The 21,622-nt window shown below is 40.9% G+C and carries 14 protein-coding genes and 2 pseudogenes; all 16 read right to left on the bottom strand.

Annotation, left to right across the window (positions count from 1 at the left end; translation table 11 throughout):
• Window positions 1-75: 75 nt before the first annotated feature.
• On the bottom strand, window positions 76-1,467 hold the full coding sequence (gene pgdA, locus AXF18_RS06430; protein WP_065371695.1) for a peptidoglycan-N-acetylglucosamine deacetylase PgdA: 1,392 nt from the start codon (window positions 1,465-1,467) through the stop codon (window positions 76-78).
• Window positions 1,468-1,569: 102 nt separating this feature from the next.
• Window positions 1,570-3,297, bottom strand: coding sequence for a septation ring formation regulator EzrA (gene ezrA / locus AXF18_RS06425; RefSeq protein WP_065371694.1), 1,728 nt, complete (start codon window positions 3,295-3,297; stop codon window positions 1,570-1,572).
• Between the two features lie 80 nt (window positions 3,298-3,377).
• The gene (gene gyrB, locus AXF18_RS06420) at window positions 3,378-5,324 is read right to left on the bottom strand and encodes a DNA topoisomerase (ATP-hydrolyzing) subunit B (protein ID WP_042902510.1); all 1,947 of its coding nucleotides are present in this window, start codon (window positions 5,322-5,324) and stop codon (window positions 3,378-3,380) included.
• Window positions 5,325-5,337: 13 nt separating this feature from the next.
• Entirely contained in the window at window positions 5,338-5,901 is a 564-nt protein-coding gene (locus AXF18_RS06415; RefSeq protein WP_025169033.1) for an HAD-IA family hydrolase, read from the bottom strand.
• 460 nt (window positions 5,902-6,361) lie between these two features.
• Window positions 6,362-11,074, bottom strand: coding sequence for a glycoside hydrolase family 70 protein (locus AXF18_RS06410; protein ID WP_065371693.1), 4,713 nt, complete (start codon window positions 11,072-11,074; stop codon window positions 6,362-6,364).
• An 86-nt stretch (window positions 11,075-11,160) separates the two neighbouring features.
• Complete coding sequence (locus AXF18_RS06405) at window positions 11,161-12,024, bottom strand: helix-turn-helix domain-containing protein (protein ID WP_000909920.1); 864 nt, start codon at window positions 12,022-12,024, stop codon at window positions 11,161-11,163.
• Window positions 12,025-12,395: 371 nt separating this feature from the next.
• A complete protein-coding gene (locus AXF18_RS06400; RefSeq protein WP_049549834.1) occupies window positions 12,396-12,950 on the bottom strand; it encodes a DJ-1 family glyoxalase III in 555 nt (184 codons plus the stop codon).
• Window positions 12,951-12,960: 10 nt separating this feature from the next.
• Window positions 12,961-14,184: an FtsW/RodA/SpoVE family cell cycle protein gene (locus tag AXF18_RS06395; RefSeq protein ID WP_000830415.1), complete on the bottom strand. Its 1,224-nt coding sequence runs from the start codon at window positions 14,182-14,184 to the stop codon at window positions 12,961-12,963.
• A gap of 5 nt (window positions 14,185-14,189) precedes the next feature.
• Window positions 14,190-16,682, bottom strand: a complete 2,493-nt coding sequence (locus AXF18_RS06390) for a bifunctional DnaQ family exonuclease/ATP-dependent helicase (protein WP_000980478.1) — start codon at window positions 16,680-16,682, stop codon at window positions 14,190-14,192.
• 196 nt (window positions 16,683-16,878) lie between these two features.
• Entirely contained in the window at window positions 16,879-17,730 is an 852-nt protein-coding gene (locus AXF18_RS06385; protein WP_049549835.1) for an NAD(P)H-hydrate dehydratase, read from the bottom strand.
• 56 nt (window positions 17,731-17,786) lie between these two features.
• Window positions 17,787-18,374, bottom strand: a pseudogene (locus AXF18_RS06380) (HAD hydrolase family protein); the annotation flags it as partial.
• A gap of 106 nt (window positions 18,375-18,480) precedes the next feature.
• A pseudogene (locus AXF18_RS10280) lies at window positions 18,481-18,660 on the bottom strand (HAD hydrolase family protein); the annotation flags it as partial.
• Between the two features lie 4 nt (window positions 18,661-18,664).
• Entirely contained in the window at window positions 18,665-19,522 is an 858-nt protein-coding gene (locus AXF18_RS06375; protein WP_049549837.1) for a bifunctional methylenetetrahydrofolate dehydrogenase/methenyltetrahydrofolate cyclohydrolase, read from the bottom strand.
• A 148-nt stretch (window positions 19,523-19,670) separates the two neighbouring features.
• On the bottom strand, window positions 19,671-19,991 hold the full coding sequence (locus AXF18_RS06370) for a TfoX/Sxy family protein (RefSeq protein ID WP_049549838.1): 321 nt from the start codon (window positions 19,989-19,991) through the stop codon (window positions 19,671-19,673).
• 33 nt (window positions 19,992-20,024) lie between these two features.
• The gene (locus AXF18_RS06365) at window positions 20,025-20,759 is read right to left on the bottom strand and encodes an amino acid ABC transporter ATP-binding protein (protein ID WP_065371692.1); all 735 of its coding nucleotides are present in this window, start codon (window positions 20,757-20,759) and stop codon (window positions 20,025-20,027) included.
• On the bottom strand, window positions 20,759-21,442 hold the full coding sequence (locus tag AXF18_RS06360; protein ID WP_001011622.1) for an amino acid ABC transporter permease: 684 nt from the start codon (window positions 21,440-21,442) through the stop codon (window positions 20,759-20,761). Before AXF18_RS06360 ends, AXF18_RS06365 begins: the two co-directional genes overlap by 1 nt.
• Window positions 21,443-21,622: the final 180 nt, after the last annotated feature.

The following is a 21,622-nucleotide window of genomic DNA, read 5'->3' as shown; positions in this document are numbered from 1 at the left end:
TCCTTTCTATGTGAAGAAAATCTAAAGAAACAAAATCCTGATTATCAGAACACTTGCCCCTTTAGATTTTAACAATTATTGATCACGATCGTAATAGATCTCGTGAGCTTTTAAGCGAGAATTGAGCAATTCAGGAACGGTCACAAATGTATACCCTTCACCCTTTAAATACTCAATGACACTTGGTAGAGAATTAACTGAAGGACCATGGATATCATGCATGAGGATGATAGAACCATTGCGAACCTGACGTTGTATCTCTGTCAAAATGGCTGTCTCATTTTTACTCTTCCAGTCCAAACTATCCACGTCCCACATGATGAAGCTTAAATCAAGGCCGTTTCGAATATCATCAGTGATGGCACCATAAGGTGGGCGCATCAGTTTAGAGCTTGATCCTAAAACTTGAGTTAACAAATCTTCTGTATCAGTGATTTGTTTTTTAGCATCTTCGAGCGAAAGTTGTGAAAGAACGGGATGACTCCAGCTGTGGTTTCCTACAACATGACCTTCTGATTTCATTCGTTTTAGAAGATTTTCATTACCTGCAATGTTTTTACCAAGTACAAAGAAGGTTGCTTTTACACCATATTTAGCTAAAGTATCCAAAGCTTGCGTGGTTGTAGTTGGATTTGGACCATCGTCAAAGGTCAAGGCTACAACCTTTTTATTTTTCTTAGCAAAGTATGTTTGGTAAAGTTCAGCATCCTTTTCTAATAGATAAGAGGACTCAATGACATCAAAGAAACTAGATATTGGCAAAGCAATTTCCTCAACAGTCTCTCCAGCATTAGCAGGATAAAGGATAATTTGACTATCCTTATAATCAAAGCTCCAAGATATCAATTCTTGGTCTGTGAAGCTCTTTATAACTTGATCAATTTTTGCCTGGTCAAGTTTCTTATCTTCTAGAGTTGATTTGATTTGACTCAGTAAGAGTTCCTTAGCCTTACTTACATCTTTGAATAGTTTACTGAGGTCAAAATCTTTCCCATCTTCAGTCAAGAAAATTTTCCCTAAAGAAGTCTTTTCTTTTTCTTCAACCTTTGATGCAGACAAATCGTAAACTTGCTTACTGATACTACGAGCAACAACTCCCTTTAAGACTGGGTCCAACTGCTCACTATAATAAAAGACCAAATCCTCTTTATCTTCCAGCTTTTCTTTGATATCCTGGTTGATTTTTTCTCTAACAGACGCAATGACTTCCTCTCCTTGCAGAGGGTAGTAGGCAATCACCTCAGCTTGACCTTTTCGGAAATGGTCCTTCTGACTACCTGAGTTGAATTGCTGGTCTTTTTCGCTTTTTAGCGCTTCAATTTTTTGTTCGTAAGATTGCTTTTGTAGTAGCTTATAACCAATAGCACTTCCTAATAGAATCGTAGCAATTCCTAAGATTCCAACAAGGGAAAGCAATAGCCTTCTCGTTTTATCGTGAGAAACACGTTTCGCTCTATTTTTTTTCATATTTCCATCATATCAAATCGAGGCTATTATTTCAATGATAAACAGGGATTCTGTCTTTTTTAGGAAAATAAAAAAGCTTAGAAATCTTCTAAGCTTCTATTTTTAAAAACGAATCGCTTCACGTGTTTTCTCATATGAAGTTACAAAACGGTTTGTAACTCCTGGTTCAGCAACTTCCAAGGCTTGTGAAATTTTTTCAAATGACGCCTGGTAGTCAAACTCTTTTTCAAAAATTTCAAGCGCTTCGTTGAAGGCCTCTTGGATACGCTCATCAAATGAACGGTAACGGTTTGAGTATTGGAGTAGTTGCTCAGTCAAGGTTGCATATTGAACGATATCATAGGTTTCTGTTTCAAGTGCTTCCATATCATTTGTTGCGACTTCAAGAATTCGTTTAACCGATTCAATATTCACTTGTGGTTGTTCTAACTCTGCCATCAAATCTTCTGTGTTATGACTTGCAGTAAAGAAAAGTTTCAAGAAACTTTGAGGAATACCTGGCAAGTTTCTCTTCTCCATGTAACGTTTGATAGTATGCAAACGGTTCACATAGACATTTGCTTTTTGGCGAGCATTGAGGTCAACTTTTTCGATTTGGGCAAGTCGTTCGCTAACAGAGATTTGCTCATCCTCAATATCCTTGAGGTTGCTTTGAAGCATTTCCAACTGTTCTTCAAGAGCAGAGTAGGCTTGTGTTGACTCACCTTGGTCCTCTGTCACTTCCATGATTGCTGTATCAAGTGCAGCCAATTCTGCTTGAAGACGACGAACATGATTTCCATCACTTTCAGGAAGAAGGTAGGTTTTAGTCAAACGTTCAAGATCTTGAACAAGCACCTGATTATTTTCTTTCAAGTGGTTGAGATAAGTTGGTAATGTCGAAAGAAGACTTTCAACCACTTTTTGAGCTGCAATTTCACGAGTGAAGATATCATAAAGTGCGTTGATTTCTTCTTGGATGCGATTATTTTCATACTCTGCATTGTCCAATTCCAACTGACGAATATTTTCTTGATTATTTTTCAAAGACTCATGCAAAAGTTGGAAACGGGATTCAATATCTGTTTCTGTAAAGTGGTAGTTGGCATCCAACAGCTTGCGATAACCTTCTTCCAAATCTGCCAATTGTTCTGGCAGTTCCTTTGTCAAGGTTTCAACAAGAGCTGGAATTCGCTCAACGATGTGTGTCAAAGCGAGAATATGATTTTCAGTTGAATCAAGAATTGCTGCGGCTTCAACCGGGTCACCTGATGAATTTAGGGTAACAAATTGAGAGAATTCCGATTGGATGTTTTCCAATTGCTTCTCAATCTCAGGAAGGGCCTTACCATACTTCTCTGAATCTTCTGCAACGGTATGTTGAAGGGATTCAAACAAGTCCAAGGCATGAAGGACACGGCCACTATTCTTAGATTCTTGCTTTTCAAGTTCTGAGAGAGCATTGCGAATAGCAGCAATGTCTTCTTCAATCAAGCCGATTTGGCTCTCAATCTGATCAATCTTGTGTGTTGCCTTAAAGAAACGGAAAGAATTATTGTAGCTTTCAGCTTCAAAGAGGTGATTTTCAATATCAGCAAATGAGTTCAGAGATAAATCAACCCATTTTTGATTCCATTCACGGAAGGTCACCTGACTTTGACCAATCAAGTGCATGTTTTTAACGGCTTCAACCTCATCATTTACAGGAAGGTTGTAGAGTTCTTCTTTTCTTTCTTCAAGGGCCGTTAATCTGCTTACATTACGCTTACGTAAAAAGATGGCTGTTACATAAGCTAAGATCAGAATGACTGCAATCGCAACCATTAGATAAATTAGTTGTCCATTAGACATATCAAACTCCTTTTATACTAGAAACAATCGTAATGATTATATCATATTTTTTAAACCAAGGGAACTATTTCCCACATTTTTTAGACGTCAAGTGTACTGTAAACAGCGTTTTCTTCGATAAATTCGCGACGAGGTTCTACTCGATCTCCCATCAACATATCAAAGATTTTATCTGCTTCGGCAGCATCATCTACCGAAACACGCGCCATCAAGCGATGTTCAGGATCCATGGTTGTTTCCCACAATTGGTGGTCATCCATTTCTCCCAAACCTTTATAACGTTGGATGGTTGGTTTTGAACGCCCTTCACTGTGACGTGCTAAGGCTTCTTGGAGTTTAATTTCTTGATCTGCACCAGGTTGAATGTATTCTTTGATTTCACTTCCAACTTTAACCCCATAAATCGGTGGTTGGGCAATGTAGACATAACCAGCCTCTAAGATTGGTTTCATATAGCGATAAATCAAGGTTAGCAAGAGAGTTCGAATGTGGGCTCCATCAACATCGGCATCGGTCATCAAAACGAGTTTTTGGTAACGAGCCTTAGTGACATCAAATTCTGCACCAAATCCTGTTCCCATGGCTGTGAAAAGACTTCGAATTTCTTCGTTTGCAAGGATTTTATCCATGCTAGCTTTTTCAACGTTCAAGATCTTACCACGAATTGGAAGGATAGCCTGGAACTCACGGTTACGACCAGATTTGGCTGATCCACCAGCTGAGTCTCCTTCAACGATGAAGAGTTCGGTTTCAGCTGGGTTGTTTGAAGAACAGTCTGCTAGTTTTCCTGGCAAATTGGAAATTTCCAAACCAGATTTCTTGCGAGTGACTTCACGCGCACGCTTGGCAGCTACACGAGCCTTGGCAGCCAAAATCCCTTTTTCCACGATACGCTTGGCGATCTGTGGATTTTCCATGAGGAAATCAGAGAAGGCATCGCTGAAGAGGCGATTGGTAATCTTGACTACTTCACTATTCCCCAGTTTGGTCTTGGTTTGTCCTTCAAACTGCGGGTTTGGATGCTTAACTGAGATAACTGCAGTCAAGCCTTCACGGACATCTTCCCCTGTTAGGTTATCTTCATTGTCTTTTAGCAGTTTATTCTTGCGAGCATAGTCATTGATAACACGCGTCAGAGCCGTACGGAAACCTTGCTCATGCGTACCACCTTCATGGGTGTGAATGTTATTGGCGAAACTCATGACGTTTTCGTGGTAACCGGTTGTGTACTGCATGGCTACTTCAACTGTGATATCATCCATCTCACCGTCTGTGTAGATTGGTGTATCAAAGATAACATCCTTGTTCTCGTTGATATATTCAACGTAGCTAGCAATCCCACCCTCATAGTGGTAATGTTTAGTCTGTTCGAGACCATCACGCTTATCTGTGATGGAGATTTGAAGACCTCGGTTCAAAAAGGCTAGTTCTTGAATACGTTTGTTTAATTTTTCAAAGTCAAAAGTTGTTGTTTCTGTAAAAATCTCTGGATCTGGTGTGAAGTGAACTGTTGTTCCCGTTTTATCCGTATCTCCAACCACCTCAAGATCAGCAACAACATGACCACGACGGTATTCTTGGTAATGAATCTTACCGTTTTTATGGACATGAACATCTAGTTGAGTTGAAAGAGCATTTACTACTGATGAACCTACACCGTGCAATCCACCTGAAACCTTGTATCCGCCACCGCCGAATTTTCCTCCAGCGTGAAGAACTGTAAAGACGGTCTCAACAGCGGGACGTCCTGTTTTTTCCTGAATATCAACAGGAATTCCACGCCCATCATCCACAACGGTGATGGAATTATCAGGCTCTATAAAGACTTGGATGTGACTGGCAAATCCAGCTAGGGCTTCGTCAATTGAGTTATCAACGATTTCCCATACTAGATGGTGAAGACCTTCTTTTGAAGTCGATCCAATATACATACCTGGACGCATACGAACAGCTTCAAGTCCCTCCAAAACTTGAATTTGACTGGCATCATAATCTTGTGCCTGTTGATTTTTGATTTCTTCTGTCATTTTTTCCCTTTTCTTACATGTCTATTGCTTGTCTCAATGTCGCAACGTTATTAAAAAGATAGGCATCTAAGCCAGCAGCTTTACCTGCTTCTACATCAATATTTCTGTCACCAATGACCAAACCAGATGTAATATGATATTTATCACGTAAATAAATCATGGACTCAGGATCTGGTTTCCGTTTAAAGCCAGAACTGGCAGTCACCACCTCAGTGAAGTAGTTCGCTATCTGGGTCTTAGCAAGAAGTTCTAGCACTTGGTCATTTCGATGAGAAACCAAGAAATGGCGACCACCCTTGTCCGAAATGTCTTTGAGTAATTCTGGAATTCCCTCAAACAAAACTGGATGCTCTAGCTCACGCGCCTCATTTTCTTTGTAGTTCTCTAAAAAAACCTCGATATCTGGTGCAAACTTCTCGATGGCAAAAGCTGTCGAAACCTTCAAGGCTTCGTAGACGCGGTCGTGTTCTTGCTCTATTCCGTATTGGGCTAAGGTTTCTACAAAGGCTGCTGTAGAAGTCTCATAATTATCCAATAGGGTACCACCTAAATCCCATATATAGTCGTGATATTTCATACCCTTCATTATACCATTTTTTTATGAAAAAAGCGATGATTTCCTAGATTTTTCGGCTCTATAATTTCTATAGAGAGTAAAACACTATTGCATCGATGGAGCCTTTTTGTGAAGAATAGCTCCTCTATGAATAATCAAGCAAAATCTTTCTTATCTCAAATGTACAAATTAAAAAATAGAAACTACTAACAATCGCGTCATTGTTCGCAAACGAAACGCTTTTGGATTTCCAAACTTTAAAAATAGAATCCTCATTGCTTTGAATATCTCAATAGAGTGCAGAAAAAGATTATTCCAATATGGAATCTCTTGTTAATTCATTACAGTTTCCAATGATTCCATCTTTCTTTTCAATTGTCATTTATTCTCCAAACAGGCAAAAAACGATAACGTCCTTTAAAGGAGTTATCGTTTTTGTATATCGTCAGATAAAGTTTGATTTTTATTGAGCTACATTCGATTAGTTTCTTCCGAAGTTTTGACCTCTACCATCGCGGTCAAAATACATCCAACTTCCATCTTCAAGTTGAATCCATTTGCTTCGAGCCATATCTCCTGAATTGACATCGAAATATCGACTAACTCCATTCACATCAACAACTTTTCCTTTGACTTGCTTGCCGTCTTGCGTGAAATAGAGAGTCTGTTGACCAACCTGCTGCAAGCCTGTCACTGCTTTTCCAGTTTGATCAAAATAGTACCACTCATTTGGGGAACCTTCGACAAACTTGTTGGTTGCCATCTCTCCTGAGTTAGCATCAAAGTAACGGATACTCTTATCTGAAAGTGTCACGATTTTGCCCTTGACTTGCTTGCCATCTTGGTCGAAGTAAAGTGTTTGTTTGTCAATCTTTTGAAGGCCTGTCACTGCTTTACCAGTTTGGTCAAAGTAATACCATTCGTTCTTGGCACCTTCTGCAAACTTGCCGACTGCCATTTCTCCTGAGTTGGCATCAAAGTAACGGATGGATTTATCAGCCAAAGTTACTACTTTACCCTTGACTTGCTTACCATCTTGATCAAAGTAAAGTGTTTGTTTGCCAATCTTTTGAAGACCTGTCACTGCTTTACCAGTTTGGTCAAAGTAATACCATTCGCTCTTGGCACCTTCTGCAAACTTGCCGACTGCCATTTCTCCTGAGTTAGCATCAAAATAACGGATACTCTTATCTGAAAGTGTCACTATTTTACCCTTGACTTGCTTGCCATCTTGGTCAAAGTAAAGTGTTTGTTGACCAATCTTTTGAAGACCTGTCACAGCAACTCCATCTGCTCCAAAATAGTACCAATCACTTGGGTTATCACCCTGAGCAAAACGATTGATAACAGCATTTCCTGAATCCTTGTCAAAGTAACGAAGTTTGCCATCCTTAGCACTCACAATCTTGCCCTTAACCTGATAGCCGTTTTCATCAAAGAATTGCTGTCCATCTCCTATCTTGACAAGACCTCGAGCCATAACGCCCTTGGCATCAAAGTAACGCCAGTTTTCACCATCAGTAGTGTAGTAACGGTTGAGAACTTGGGCACCAGTTTGATCATAGTAGTACTGATTACCATTTTCATCTTCACGGATAGAATCACGAAGTTGAATACCATTCTTCAAGAAATAAACGTGCTTGCCATCAATTTCATGAGCACCTGTTACAAGATAACCTCGTTTATCGAAGTAATACCAATTTCCATTTTCATCTTGGATAAAGGAATTTTTAGCTTGATAACCACTAGTTGAATAGAACTTAGTACCATTGGCATCACTAACAAATCCTGTGTAAGCATTCTTATTAACTAATTGCTTAGGCAATACGATCTCGCCATTTTTGTTAGTGAGGTAGTCGTTGCTAGCCCAGTCTTTAAGAACATAGTAAGCACCACGACCTAAGATATTGGTACCATTGAAGTACTTAGCCGACCACTTGGTAATCTTCTCATCTGTTGTCATTTTTTGACCATTGGAAATCTGTACTCGTTCAAAGATTTCTGGATATTTAGCTTTAAGCTCATCCAAGAAGGCTCCACCGTACTTACCTTGGAAATCAGTCCCATTGGTCTTACTATTAGCTACATAGAGTTTTTCCTTAATTTCTGCGCCTTCACGGTAGGTTCCATAGTTGTTGACACGTGTTGCTGTTACTACTTCCTTACCTGGTAGGTTATAGATTTGATCTGGTACCCAGTCCGCGATGGCTTGGATATTGACACTGTGAAGCGCACGGAGAGCATTGAGCAAATCTTTTAAAGAACCATATTTATTGTTCTTACTCATGGCCATATCGTAGCGGTCTTCAAAGGCATAACCATTCTGAATGATAGAATCTAAGAAAGTACCGTCTTGGCTAGATACATACTGAGGTGGTAGCTCAAATGAAGTTACTCCCCATTCCTTGAAGAGGTTGACATTTTTAGCAATGACTTTATTGGTATATTGGTCATCGCGTGTTGCAAAGTCCTGGAAGTTAGAAAATCCTTCGTAAATCAACTGAGAATCAAGGGCTGCGCTAGATTCGTAAACCTGACCACTGGCATTTTTCTTCTTGCTTGCTGTTGTACGAGCATCCTGATCTGCCTTAGCGCCAACTGGTACCCAAACAGCCAGATATCCAGAAACCTGTACATTGCTGTAGCCTGCAATATCATTCATATCAAAGGTTAAAATACCATTAGCATCTGTCTTCTTCCAGAGCGATTGCGGCACTTCTTCGTCAGTTAGATAGCGGGAAATACCATCTTTGGTCGTCAAAAGCACAGGGCGATAGTATTGATTCTTATGGGCTGCTCCCATATTGACTTGCAGTTTATCCCACGCATTTAACTTGAGGTTAGGGTTGTTTGAAGCAATAACAGCCATCCCTTGAGTACGAGTTTCTGCTGTTCCTTCATCTGTTGCTTCATTAGCACCCGTACCGTAGCGCACAGAAGTCAAAATACCATTGTAAGACCATTTATCAGCCTCACGAGGTACACCCATATAAGTGACTTTCATGTCTTGTCCACCTGCTACATACTTAATACGAGCACGCAACAAGGCATCGATAGCGTCGTGGTAAGGAGATTTTTTCTCCATGTATTGACCATCATCGGTATAGAGATCACCATAGTAGACCCGAGTGATAGAGTCTTTATTGGAGAGCATGAGAGCATGAGCAGTTGGGATGTTGAACTGCGTATATTTCTTGTCCGCCTTGCGCATATCTTCGTTGTAGATCTTGAAGGCTTGCTTGAGTTCATCCATGGTAAAGGTCAAACCATCCGTATTTGGATTGATATTTTCTCGAATGATGTCGGCAATAACAGTTTGTACTTCACTATCATGAGCCCGAACAAAGATATAGTTAGCCATTCGTTCGCCATTTTTCTTTTCAGAAGAACGGTCATTTAGACTATTTGTAATCGTTGGCTCTACTCCGCTACGGATAGATAGATTACGCATGAATGAATAAAGCAAGGACAAGCGTAGCTTGTTGTCAATTGCTAGTTGAGCACCCTTAGTATCTTTGTTGTAGTCAGGATCGTTATCAGACCAAGCTTCCAAGATAGACAAATGCTTAATAGCTTCTTCTTCACTTTCTCCAACCTTGTAGCGAGACTTGAAGTAGTCAGATGCGATTTGGAGCAAGTCTGCGTTGACATTGTCCACCGCATCAAAATTAGCAGTCGGATCATTGGCTACGATGCTTCCAAAGTTCATCATAAAATGCAACCAGTTGAGTTGTTCGGCCTGAACAGCTGGATTAGAATTGTCAAAGTCGCTAGAGAGCAAGAACTCATAACCACCGTTTGACTTGTCAATGAAGTACTTAGGTGTACCTGTTTGACTAGTAGGGGTACGGTTAAGCAGACGGAACTTAGAGTCAGCATGAGAGCTCTTCTCATTATTAGTATAAAGCAAAGCTCCACCCTGCAAGTGGTCCTTTTTAGTACCAGTTGTTTCAGACTCTGACTTGATATTCCAGTTTGGCTGGGTTTTGACAAAGGCACCCATCAGCGTTCTCAACCATTTGGTATCGCCTTCTTTACCAATTTTTTCCTCAATTTTGCGCTGAACCTGCTGAGAAGCTCCTGTCAGGAGAGCTTGTTCAACTTTGTTTTCAAAAGCACCTGCTCCCAGACCTTGCTGGTTCATATAGTTGAGGTAATTAATCTGAGTACGTTTATCAGGCCACCAAGCCATCAAAAGAGGACGTAAGTCTGTTTCTGTCGAAGCCGTCCATGTTTTTCCATCTTTTAAGATGAACTTTGGACGATACCAGCTATCTGCTGTCAAATAACCGTCTACAGTTTCAATATCCTTGTCAGTCGTACCATAGAAAGCATTCTTTTGGGAGAATTCATTATTGAGACTGCTGGTTCCTTGTTGGAACTGATATTCATTTGAATCAACTAAGGCACCAGTTTCTGCATCAAAATAAAGTATTCTACCATTAAGTTCAACTGCAAAGTTCTTTTTAACTGTACCATCGTCCTGAACATAGTAATTTTTACCATCAATGGTCTTAATATGAGATAGGACATCATCATCATGGTCAGCATTTACAGGTGCAGGTTGAGCCTGATCTGCCACCATTCTTTCAGCTACTGCTCCTTGTTTTTGAGCAGGTTCGGGCAAGCGATCTTTCTTTGCAACCTTTGGATTTGCAACAATCTTGTCTTCAACAGCCGATTTTTCTCGTTTGTCGCCTTCTTGGTCTTGGGCAGTTGTTGGCCCTGCTTGTTTATTCTGCTCTGCTACTTCTGTTTTAGGAGTTTCTGTGATTGCATTAGCAGCTTTAACTTCTTCTGCAACAGCAGCCTTTTCTGTAGATGCTTCTTTCGTATCTGCTGGTTTAGCAGGCTCTTGAGCATTGGTTTGAACTGTTGCTTCCGTATTTTCTGCTGGTTTAGCAGGTTTTTCACTAGCAGCAACATCGCCTGTCACCTTGTCTGCAGGGGTTGCTTTTTCTGCTTCTTTCTCAGAAGCTACGTTAGCTTGGGCTGGAGTTTGCTGACCCGGACCACTAGTCTGAGCTGTAGCAGGTTCTTGAACCACAACCTGCTTTACATCATCCGCATGGACAACGCCTGGTTCTAGACCAAGTACCTTTGGTGCTACAATAAGGGCCAAGGTAGTCAAAGCAATGGCTACCCAGTTTTTCTTAACTTTATGCATCTTATAATGAATCTTTTTCTCCATCATAAAACCTCCTTCTGAATTTAGTATAAAGTTATGCCCTTATTCTAGTATATTTTTCAAAATGATCTTTTTTTGTTGCACATCTACAACTATGAAAGGCAAATTCTTTCAAACTGTTCTTTAAGCTTTTGGGCAACACCAAAGGAATCTAAAAATTCAAAAAAAGATAGGCATTGCTCGATATCACTGAGAGCATTAGTATTCCCGACCTTATAGGCATACAGAGCCCTATGATACTTAATCAGCGTTCGATCATATAGATCTGTTTCAGGGATTTTAGAGTGGTCGAGATAATTGAGAAACCTCATAGCAACTAGCAGATGGTTTCCTTCTATACAGACGCTAATGACATTAAGTAGCATCTTGATAATACGGCGGCGATTTTCAGGTAGGTTGTTATAAAACTGGGTACGATTGATCATCTCACTAGCGAAGGTTTCCAACGTTTCCAAGGTCATCAAATCAACACTGTTTGTAAAAAGCCAGAGTTCATAACGTCCCCACTCCTCAACAGAAAAGAGATGATCCGTCAGGAATTCTATATCCTTCTTGCTAATCTGAAAATCTGAGCAACAGGAAGACAGAAGAGCTCTGACAATGATCGTATTGAGTTTATAGTTTTTCTTCTCAGGAAACTGTTCGGTCAAAGCTTCTGAGCTTGACAAAATATTTTGGAGCTTGACAACATTGTTTTCCTGATATGCATCAGCTACTTTTTTTGAAAACAGCACATCATCTGAATCAATGTAATTATGGTAAACATACTGAAACTCCTCTAGGGAAACGGCCATATTTTTTAAACAGCAATAAAAAGAATCAAGTGTGATCCCATTAACTCCCCGTTCAAAACGGGATAGCTGAGCTACGGAAATATCACCAGCAGCTACCTCTTTCAGGGACATTTTTTTTGATTCTCTAATGACTTTGAATATTTTTCCAAATGCTTTCAACATATCACTCCCCCAGTTTCGTATATGCAAAAAATTCTTACTAATTTTAATATACTAGTAACATGTTTCAATTATATTACAGAGAAAGTACTTTATATTTCAAATTAATACAAGCAGATTAATTCGCATGATAAGACCGTTTAATATAGCATTTATTGAATATTATATCTTTTCATGAATCTATTGATTTCAGTAGAAATCTGAACTATTCTATCTAACAACTTGAAAACACTAACATTTCTAGAGATAGATTCCTTCTTATGTTAAACGAATCTTGATTGATTTATAAAAGTTTGATATAAAATCGCAAGACAATCATATGAAACATTTTTTAGACATGGAGTAAATTAAAAAACGAGAGCCGAACTCTCGTCTTACTGTTGATTTCCAAAGACATCTCGATAGAGCATGCCGTCTCGTAAACTTTCAGCATCTCCTCCTAATTGCTCTACCAATTCATAGGCAAAGGCAAGTGCGGTTGACGGTCCTCGGCTAGTTGTTAGATTGCCATCCACAACTACTGTTTGCTTTTGATAAATTCCGTCAGTAATTTGCTCCTGAACTCCGTCATAACAAGTAAAGTGCTTGTCTTTCAGGACACCTGCTTGATGAAGAGCGATTGGGGCTGCACAGATGGCAGCAATTTTCTTTCCTGCTTGGTTAAAGGCTTTAATCTGTGAAATGAGCGCTTGATTATCTCGTAGGTGAGCTGAGCCTGGCATACCACCTGGAAGAACTACCAAGTCATAGTCGGACAAATCACCATCAAAGATACGGTCAGCTTTTACCTGAATGTCATGTGACCCTGTCACCTGCTCTTCAAATCCTACCATATCACAAGAAATGTTTGCTCGACGCAAGACATCGACTACTGTCAAGGCTTCAATTTCTTCAAAACCCTGGGCTAAAATAACTGCTACTGTTGCCATAGTGGCCTCCTTATTTGATTTGTTTTAGGACGACTTTCTTTCGTTTGAATGGAACTTTTCCACTTTTCTCTTCTGCTAGATTGGTCTGGTAACTCATAGACAAGAGGAGACCGACACCGATGAGGTTACTAATAATTGCGGATCCCCCTTGAGAAATAAATGGCAGAGGAATCCCTGTCAAAGGAAGTAAGCCTGTCACGGCACCGATATTTTCAAAGATATGGAAGAGCAACATCATGATAAAACCAGTCGAAATGTAGGTGTAGAACTGGTTATTTGACCTGAGCGTAATCTTCAACATACGGTAGATGAGAAGCAAGTATAAAGCAACCACAAAGACTGAACCAATAAAGCCAAAGTCTTCAGCAATTACGGTGAAAATCATATCGCTCTCGCGTACTGGAATGAGGAGATTGGACACATTGAAACCTTGTCCAAACAAGCCACCACTTCCAATCGCAATTTGTCCCTGCGCCTGTTGATATGTTGTTGTTTGTGCAAAGTCAAAGGGATTGAGCCAAGCCAAGATGCGGTTGATCTGGTAAGTTGGCATCCCAATCTGATGCAAGAAGGCACGTCCATCCTTGCTTATAAAGATGGCCATAAAACCTACAACTGCAGTCACTCCTGTCGCAAAAACCGGAATGATGATCTTCCACGAAACACCTGAAAGGAGAACCATACCGGAAAAAATAGCTACAAAGACCAAGGCAGTCCCCAAGTCACTTTGTAGGGCTAAGAGTATCAAGACTGGTATGGTAAAGGCGATCATCCAACCAATCAGTAGGAAATCCAAGGGAATAGTCCGTCTCCATTCCTTGTGTTTTTGAGTGAATCTTACAATGGCTCGAGCCAACATCAAGATATAGGAAATCTTCATGAATTCCGATGGCTGGAAAAGTGTCGTTCCACCAATCGATACCCAGTTCTTGGCACCTGTTGACGCTACAAGATTTGGATTGTAGAAAACAAGAGGTAGGATCATCAAAGCTAGCCCTAGACCATAAAGATAGGGAGTCACCTTCCATAAAAACTCGGTATTAAAGAACATGACCACAAAACCAATGACAAGGCCCAAGGAAATCCAAGCGATTTGCTGACCTAGAATTGGTAATACATTATTTGGATAGTCATGACTAACTGCTATATAAATGGCCACTACTCCAATCACCAGTAAACAAAACACTGGTAGGAGGAGGCTATAATCGACTCGAGAGTCGAAGGAACGTTTCATATTTTTTACCTTTTCTCTTTCTTAGATTTTTCTTTCATTCTATTGCGATGGGATTGGAGAAAATCAGCTACAGCAGGCTCTAGCCGTTCTCTAGAAAGAACCTGAACAGCCCTTTCTTTTGACAAGGCCTGAGCGATTTGTTTGCCGTAACGCTTGCTGACAACACGGCTGTCTAAGATTAGAGCAATCGAACCTTGGTCAGATCGTCTAACAGTACGACCCAAGGCTTGTTTTAGCCGAATGATCGCCATCGGCAACTGATAATCATAGAAAGGATTTTTCCCTTCTTGACGCAGTTCCTGGTTTAATTTTTTGGTTAACGGTTCATGGGGATTTTGGAAAGGCAATCTCGGAATCACTTGAATTACACAAGGATGGGTTGAAAAATCAACCCCTTCCCAGAAACTACCTGTTCCAAGCAAGATCTGGCGCTCACCTTTTTCAAAACGTTTTTTCAGTTGGCTTGGTTCCCCATTTTTATACTGAGCTAGATGAGGTTGGTCGAGCAGGTCCGAAACTGCCAGCAACATTTCTTTTGAGGTAAACAAGACCAATAAGGGTTCTTGAAAGGCTTGTAAGCTTCGAATGACAGAAGCCACTTCACTAGCATAGTCAACAGGTGAAACTTCGGTAACGAGAGGAAAGTCATCAATTAGATAGACTTCTTGTTGTTCCTGCTTTGCTACATCAAGCCTAACAAGTGGAGCATCTGGGAATCCCAGTAAATCTGCTAAGGAAACCCGATTGCTGATTTCAAGAGTGGCCGATACTCCTAGGAGCCTACAATCTTCTGGCAATAGGTCTGCTAGTATAAAGCGGCCTTTTTTGCTTGAACAAATCAAGACATCCTTGCTCGATTTTTCTGCTGTAGCAAGCCAAAATTCACGGTCCGACGTGAAAAAGTTTGCAGTCTCTCTATACTCTGGGAGAGCTAACTCCGAAAAATGCTGGCGCAACTCTTCAAGAGAATCCAACCACTTTCCATTCTTCAGACCTGACTGATAGTGCTCTATCAAGTAACGACATTCAAAGCCGATACTCTCAAGCAAGCGTTTCTGAACCAAATCCTCCACTGACTCCAAGGACTTTTCAATTTGAGTTACAAGTTCCTCAAGGCGGTAAGCCTGCTGGGCTAGATTTTCAAGGGCTAGCAGCATTTTTTGAGCTTCATCCAAGATCACCAAACGGTTGTCGACAAACTCTGGATTGTCTTCCAAACGAGTGACCAGATAGGCATGATTAGTCAAGAGAACGCGACTGGTCTTGGCCTTTTCCTGCCCTCGTTTCCAAAAATCCTCTGTAGCAAATAAACTTTTCTTTGAAAGCTTACCATCGTGGACTAGTTCCGGCAGAAAGTGCTGGTAGCGATAAAGCTGCCCGATTTCGTCCAAGTCACCAGTCTCTGTCTCTGTTAACCAGATGAGCAGTTGCATTTTAAAACGTGTGAAAAGGCGATTGGACTCCGGTCGATGGAGGACTCGGTGAAAGGCATCCAGTTTCAAGTAATTTTGAGGCCCCTTGAGACTATGAATTTCCAGATGGAAGACCTCTTTTAAGCGCTGACCTTCTTCTTGCATGATTTGATTTTGAAGAATTTTGGTCGGAACGCTCACTAGGATTCCAGCTTCACTCTCCGAGTTCAAAGCTGGAAGGAGATAACCATAAGTCTTGCCCAGTCCCGTTTGGGCTTGGATAAAGGAAGTTTGGTGTTCTTCCAATAATTGCTCAACCTTCTCCGCAAAATCCAGCTGCTGTGGACGTTCCTCCAGCCCCAATAAAGAAATGTTTTTAGCAAAGTCTTTGGATAACTTTTGTGGGACTAAGGCTTTGCTTTCCTTTCTGAGGAAAAGCCCATGAAGTTCCATCAAGTCGGGCGAAGATAAGAGAGATTGTTGCTGATAGACCTCCTCAATCACCAGATAACTTTCATAGAGAAGGTTGTCTGCAAGTTTTAGCAAGCTTTCTAAGAGCCCTTTTGGTAACTCAAATAGTTTTTGACGCATGTAGAGCAAGAGTTCAGCTGTTGCCTGAGCATCTGACAGGGCAGTATGGGCATGTTCCAGCTCAATGCCCAACTCTTGACAAAGGATACCTAAGTTATACTTTTCAAACTGAGGATATAGAACTTGGGCAAGCTCAACTGTATCCACCCGCGGTGTACGCAATTCATATCCTTCAAAAAAGAGAAATTCTGCAAGAAGGTTGGCATCAAACTGTACATTGTGCGCAACAAAAATACCGTCCTTAACCAATTCAAAAATTTTTCCGGCCACCTGAGAAAACTCTGGTGCCGCAGCCAAACGCTGATCGGTCAGACCCGTTAATTCTTTGATATGAGAATCCAAGGGTTCATGGGGATTGACATCGGTCGCATACTGATCAATGATTTCACCATTCTCAATCACCACAATGCCTACTTGAATAATTTTTGCCTTGCTTCCGGTGCTGGTCGCCTCTAAATCAACGACCACATACCGATCATTTCTCGCATTCATCATTAAAAATTATATCAAAAAAAGCATGATTTGACACCCCTCAACTTTGATAACAATCTCGCTTTCCTTGCGAGTTTGAGTAAAAATCAAGACCTTAAAAGTGAGAATTTCACGCAAGTTCAGCAGTTGGTCGCTAGTTCTGAGGTATTTGAAAACCTTATCAACAAAGCTACATCAACATAAAAAGGCAACCAAGGTATTAGCTGCCTTTTTGAGATATTTTTTTCATTGTTTTCGGAAGAGCTTTACTAATTTCGGTAGGCAAGACAAGGTAGTTTTCTTGAGCTAGTTCTTGCGCAATAGCTGAATGAAGGTGAGTTGCTGCCACCACTCTCTCATAGAGACTGACTTGGTGAAACTGACCTGCAAAACCTGCAATCATCCCAGCCAGAGTATCTCCCATCCCACCAGTTGCTTGATAGGGACCTCCAACCTGTAACTGATAATATTCAGACTGACCAGCTTTCCAGATACGAGTCGCTGAACCCTTCTCGACTAGAATCGTCCTTTGAGGAAAAGCAGAAAGAGCCCTAGCAGTCGCCTCTGTATTTTGATGGTCAAGAACTATACCAGACAGTCTTTCCCATTCCTTTTGGTGGGGAGTTAGGATGAGCTGACTAGATGGGAATGTCAAATGAGCTTTTGCTAAGATGCCCAAAGCACCGCCATCTGCAATCAAAATCTGGTCTTTTCTAAGGCTGTCAAAGAACCTTCTTACGAGTTCTTCTCCGAATGCATCCTCTCGCAAACCCGGACCTAGCAAGACAACTTCTGCCTTTTCCAACTGCTCTTTTAACAATTGCTGATCTTGAAGAGAAAATGCCATGGCCTCAGGTAAATGACTGTGTAGAGCAAGGATATTTTCCCTATCTGTTCCAACGGTCACCAAACCTGCCCCGCTTTTGACAGCTGCCAAGGCAGCCATGATGATGGCTCCACCATAAGGATAGGTCCCACCAAGCAAGAGCAGACGGCCATAGTCTCCTTTATGACTGGTACGAGAACGTTCAATAATAACTTTTTCTAATAAAGTTTGATCAATCACTTTCATCGATTTTTCCTCTCACTCCATTATACTACAAAAGGAGGGGCAAACCTCCTTCTACACTATTTTCCCTTAAATTCCGCAAAGGTCTGTAAGATTTTAGCTGCCACTGCTGGAGAAGGAGCTCCTTTTATCTCTAACGTGTCATCTGCATATGGAGTAAGGCCAGCAAAATCTCCTATCTGGACAGAATAGAGCGATGTTTTAAATAGTTCAATATCGTTTTGGTCATTTCCAAAAGCGATGAAGTTCTCCCCGCATAACTTTTCAACAGTTGTCGCCTTATGAGTATCCAAGGGATTAACATAAAGGCACTTTTCATGCGCATGATAGGAGAGATGAGCCTGTCCTAGTCTTTCTAGCTGACCAAGCAGATCATCAAGCAACTCCTCATGGTCACCCATATAAACGACTACCTTAATCGGAGTACCTAAGTCCTCGAGTTTCTGATGACGAGCTACCTTTAGGGGATCCACACTGGAAATAAATGGAATCTTCTCTACAATCTGTCCACTATAGTCAAAGCAATCATCTGCAAAAAAAGGGAGATTATAAGTCTGGCAATAATCCACTAGCGCATGATAAACTCTAGCATCGAGATTCCTTTCGAAGATAGCCTTCCCCAAATGATAGGCTACGCCACCATTCAAGTAAGATAATCTTAAAGAAACAATACATCAGAAAGGAGAGCAAATGCCTCGCTCTCCTATCTCCACAGACAGTCGCATATACACGTCTAGATGTATAGAAGAGACAGACCAGGCGCTGACTGAGTTCAGGGCCTAATAAACCCAAGCAATCCCGATAAGAGCGAGCCGAGGCAAACACAAGCTCATGCCCATAATCTTCAGCCTTTAAAAGAACCTGCTGAATCTCCTCATCTATGGTCATGTAGTCAAAAGATAGCGTTCCATCCAGGTCAAATACGAATTTCATCTTCCTAGTCCTTATTTAGTGTTCGAAGCGCTGCCTGATAGGTTTGCTCCATTAGCATGGTAATCGTCATAGGACCAACTCCACCCGGTACAGGTGTGATGTGGCTAGCAAGTGGTGCAACAGCATCATAATCAACATCTCCACAAAGCTTGCCATTTTCATCTCGGTTCATCCCAACATCAATGACAACCGCTCCCGGTTTGACAAAGTCAGCTGTCACAAACTTAGCACGACCGATTGCAACGACAAGAATATCCGCCTTAGCAGCCACCTTGGCAAGATGATGGGTGCGTGAGTGGGTCAAGGTCACAGTCGCATTCTTAGCCAAAAGAAGCTGAGCCATTGGTTTCCCAACGATATTTGAGCGACCGATAACAACCGCATTTTTACCTTCTAGATCAATCCCATATTCATGAAACATCTCCATAATTCCTGCAGGTGTCGAAGGAATCATAACTGGATGACCAGACCAGAGACGCCCCATGTTTAGGGGATGGAAACCATCCACATCTTTTTCGGGGTCAATAGCTAATAAAACTGCCTCTTCGTCAATATGTTTTGGCAAAGGTAATTGAACCAAAATTCCATGCCAAGCTGGATCTTGATTGTATTTGGCAATCAAGTCTAACAATTCCGCCTGGGTAATGGCCTCTGGAACTCGCACTACTTCACTACGGAAGCCAGCAGCGAGAGCTGACCGTTCCTTATTGCGAACGTAGACTTGGCTGGCAGGATTGTCCCCCACCAAAATCACTACCAATCCTGGAACTAGACCTGTTTCTTCTTTTAGTTTGGCCGTCTTTTCAGCCAACTGTCCTTGTAACTTAGCCGCAAGAGCCTTCCCATCAATAATCTGAGCCATATCTCTTCTCTTTTCTATCAAATATCCTCTATTATATCAAAAAATAACTCGCCATCCTAACACTTCTTGCCTAATGGACCTTATAGTCTGAAACTATAAGAAAAAGCCCTTGTCGAGCTTTTATGCCTATTTATACTAGGTAAATCTGTCATGCTTTCTTTTTGACTTTTGGAGCCGGTAAGACTTCATACATCTCCTTAATTAATTTCATTAGAAATGATTTATCTTCAATGTCTTCTATCAAAATCATCTCCTTAGCTCCTTCATAAGGACGTTCAAGCCTAGTCTGTCCCAGTTGATCCATGACCACCTTCACAGGCTTCAGTAACAAACGATTATCATAAATTCCTCCAATAATCTTCCCACGATAATAAAGGATATACTCTCCCATCATTGGACGATAACTCATCTCCTCTAGCTCTGATAGCTGTTCGAGAATAAAATCTAAATATTCTTTACTGGAAGCCATGATGCCTACTCCATTTCTTCTAAAAATGAGGTATTACAAAACCTTACTCAAGAAATCTTTGGTTCTTTGTTCTTGGGTTTGTTCAAAGACTTGCTCTGGCGTTCCATCTTCGACAACAACCCCATCCGCCATAAAGATAACACGGTCTGCTACCTCACGCGCAAAGCCCATTTCATGAGTCACAATCACCATGGTCATCCCTGATTTAGCGAGGTCTTGCATAACAGCTAGAACTTCTTCAACCATCTCAGGGTCTAGGGCTGAAGTCGGCTCATCAAAGAGCAAAACATCTGCTTCCATAGCAAGTCCACGTGCAATGGCAATCCGTTGCTGCTGACCACCTGACAAACTCTGTGGATAAGCCGTCGCCTTATCTGGCAAGCCAACTTTTTCTAACAGTTCCTGTGCTCTTTTCTCCGCAACTTCCTTGCTTTCACCTTTGGTTTTAATTGGTGACAAAGTGATATTTTCCATCACTGTCATATTGGGAAAGAGGTTGAATTGTTGGAATACCATGCCCATCTTTTCACGCATGGCAAAAAGGTCATTTTTCTTATCTGTGATATCAACTCCTTCAAAGATAACCTTACCTTTACTTGCTTCTTCAAGGAGATTCATCGAACGAAGGAGGGTTGATTTCCCGCTCCCTGACGGACCAATAATGACCACAACTTCTCCACGTTTAATCTCAAGATTGATGCCTTTTAAAACTTCATTTTTCCCAAAAGACTTATGTAGTTCTTCAATTTTAATCAAGGTTTCTGTCATTATTTCTTGTCTCCTTGTCCAATATGTTTTTCAAATGCTTTCAACGCCACTGTCAAAACAGAGGTCATAATCAAATAGTAAAAGGCTGCAAATAAAAGAGGAGTCAACGGTAAATAAGTTGTTGTTGCTACTGTCGTTGCACCATTCCACAACTCCATCACCCCAATCGCTGATAAGAGGGAACTATCCTTGATAATGGTGATAAATTCGTTTCCAAGAGCTGGAAGAATATTTTTGATAGCTTGTGGCAAAATGACATAACGCATGGCATTTTTCGGACGAATACCTAGAGAATATGCAGCCTCTAACTGCCCTTTAGGAACCGCATTGATCCCCGCACGAACAGTTTCTGAAACATAAGCACCACTGTTCATAGAAATAATCAGAATACCAGGAATCAAACGAGAAAGATCAACTCCTAAAATTCCCACTTGAATAGTCGGAGCATTGATATGCATAAGGGCAAAGGCAATCATTATTTGAACCATCATTGGAGTACCACGGAAGATCCAAACATACACATTTGCAAACCAAACGAGCGGTTTAAAGCGTGAACGTTGGGCAAAGGCCAGTAACACACCTATAATGGTCCCTAAGCAGACAACAAGGATGGAAATCAATACGGTAATCAGAGCACCATAGTTAAAATATGGTAAATACTTTGGTAAAAAAGAAAAATTCATATTCAATCAACTTTCTATGTATTAGATTGTATGATTATAACATGAATTGAATTAAAATGCAATCCTTTTTCCCTAATTTTAACAATTAACTTGATAGAATAGAGAAATAGAGAGAAATCACAGTTTTTTTCTAGTCAACTACCTCTTGTTTATGGTAAAATAGAAACGATAAGAAATGGA

Origin of the sequence: Streptococcus sp. oral taxon 064 (genome assembly GCF_001683375.1) — a bacterium.
Classification (GTDB): Bacteria; Bacillota; Bacilli; order Lactobacillales; family Streptococcaceae; genus Streptococcus; species Streptococcus oralis_S.
This window is presented reverse-complemented; position numbering and strand designations above follow the sequence as displayed.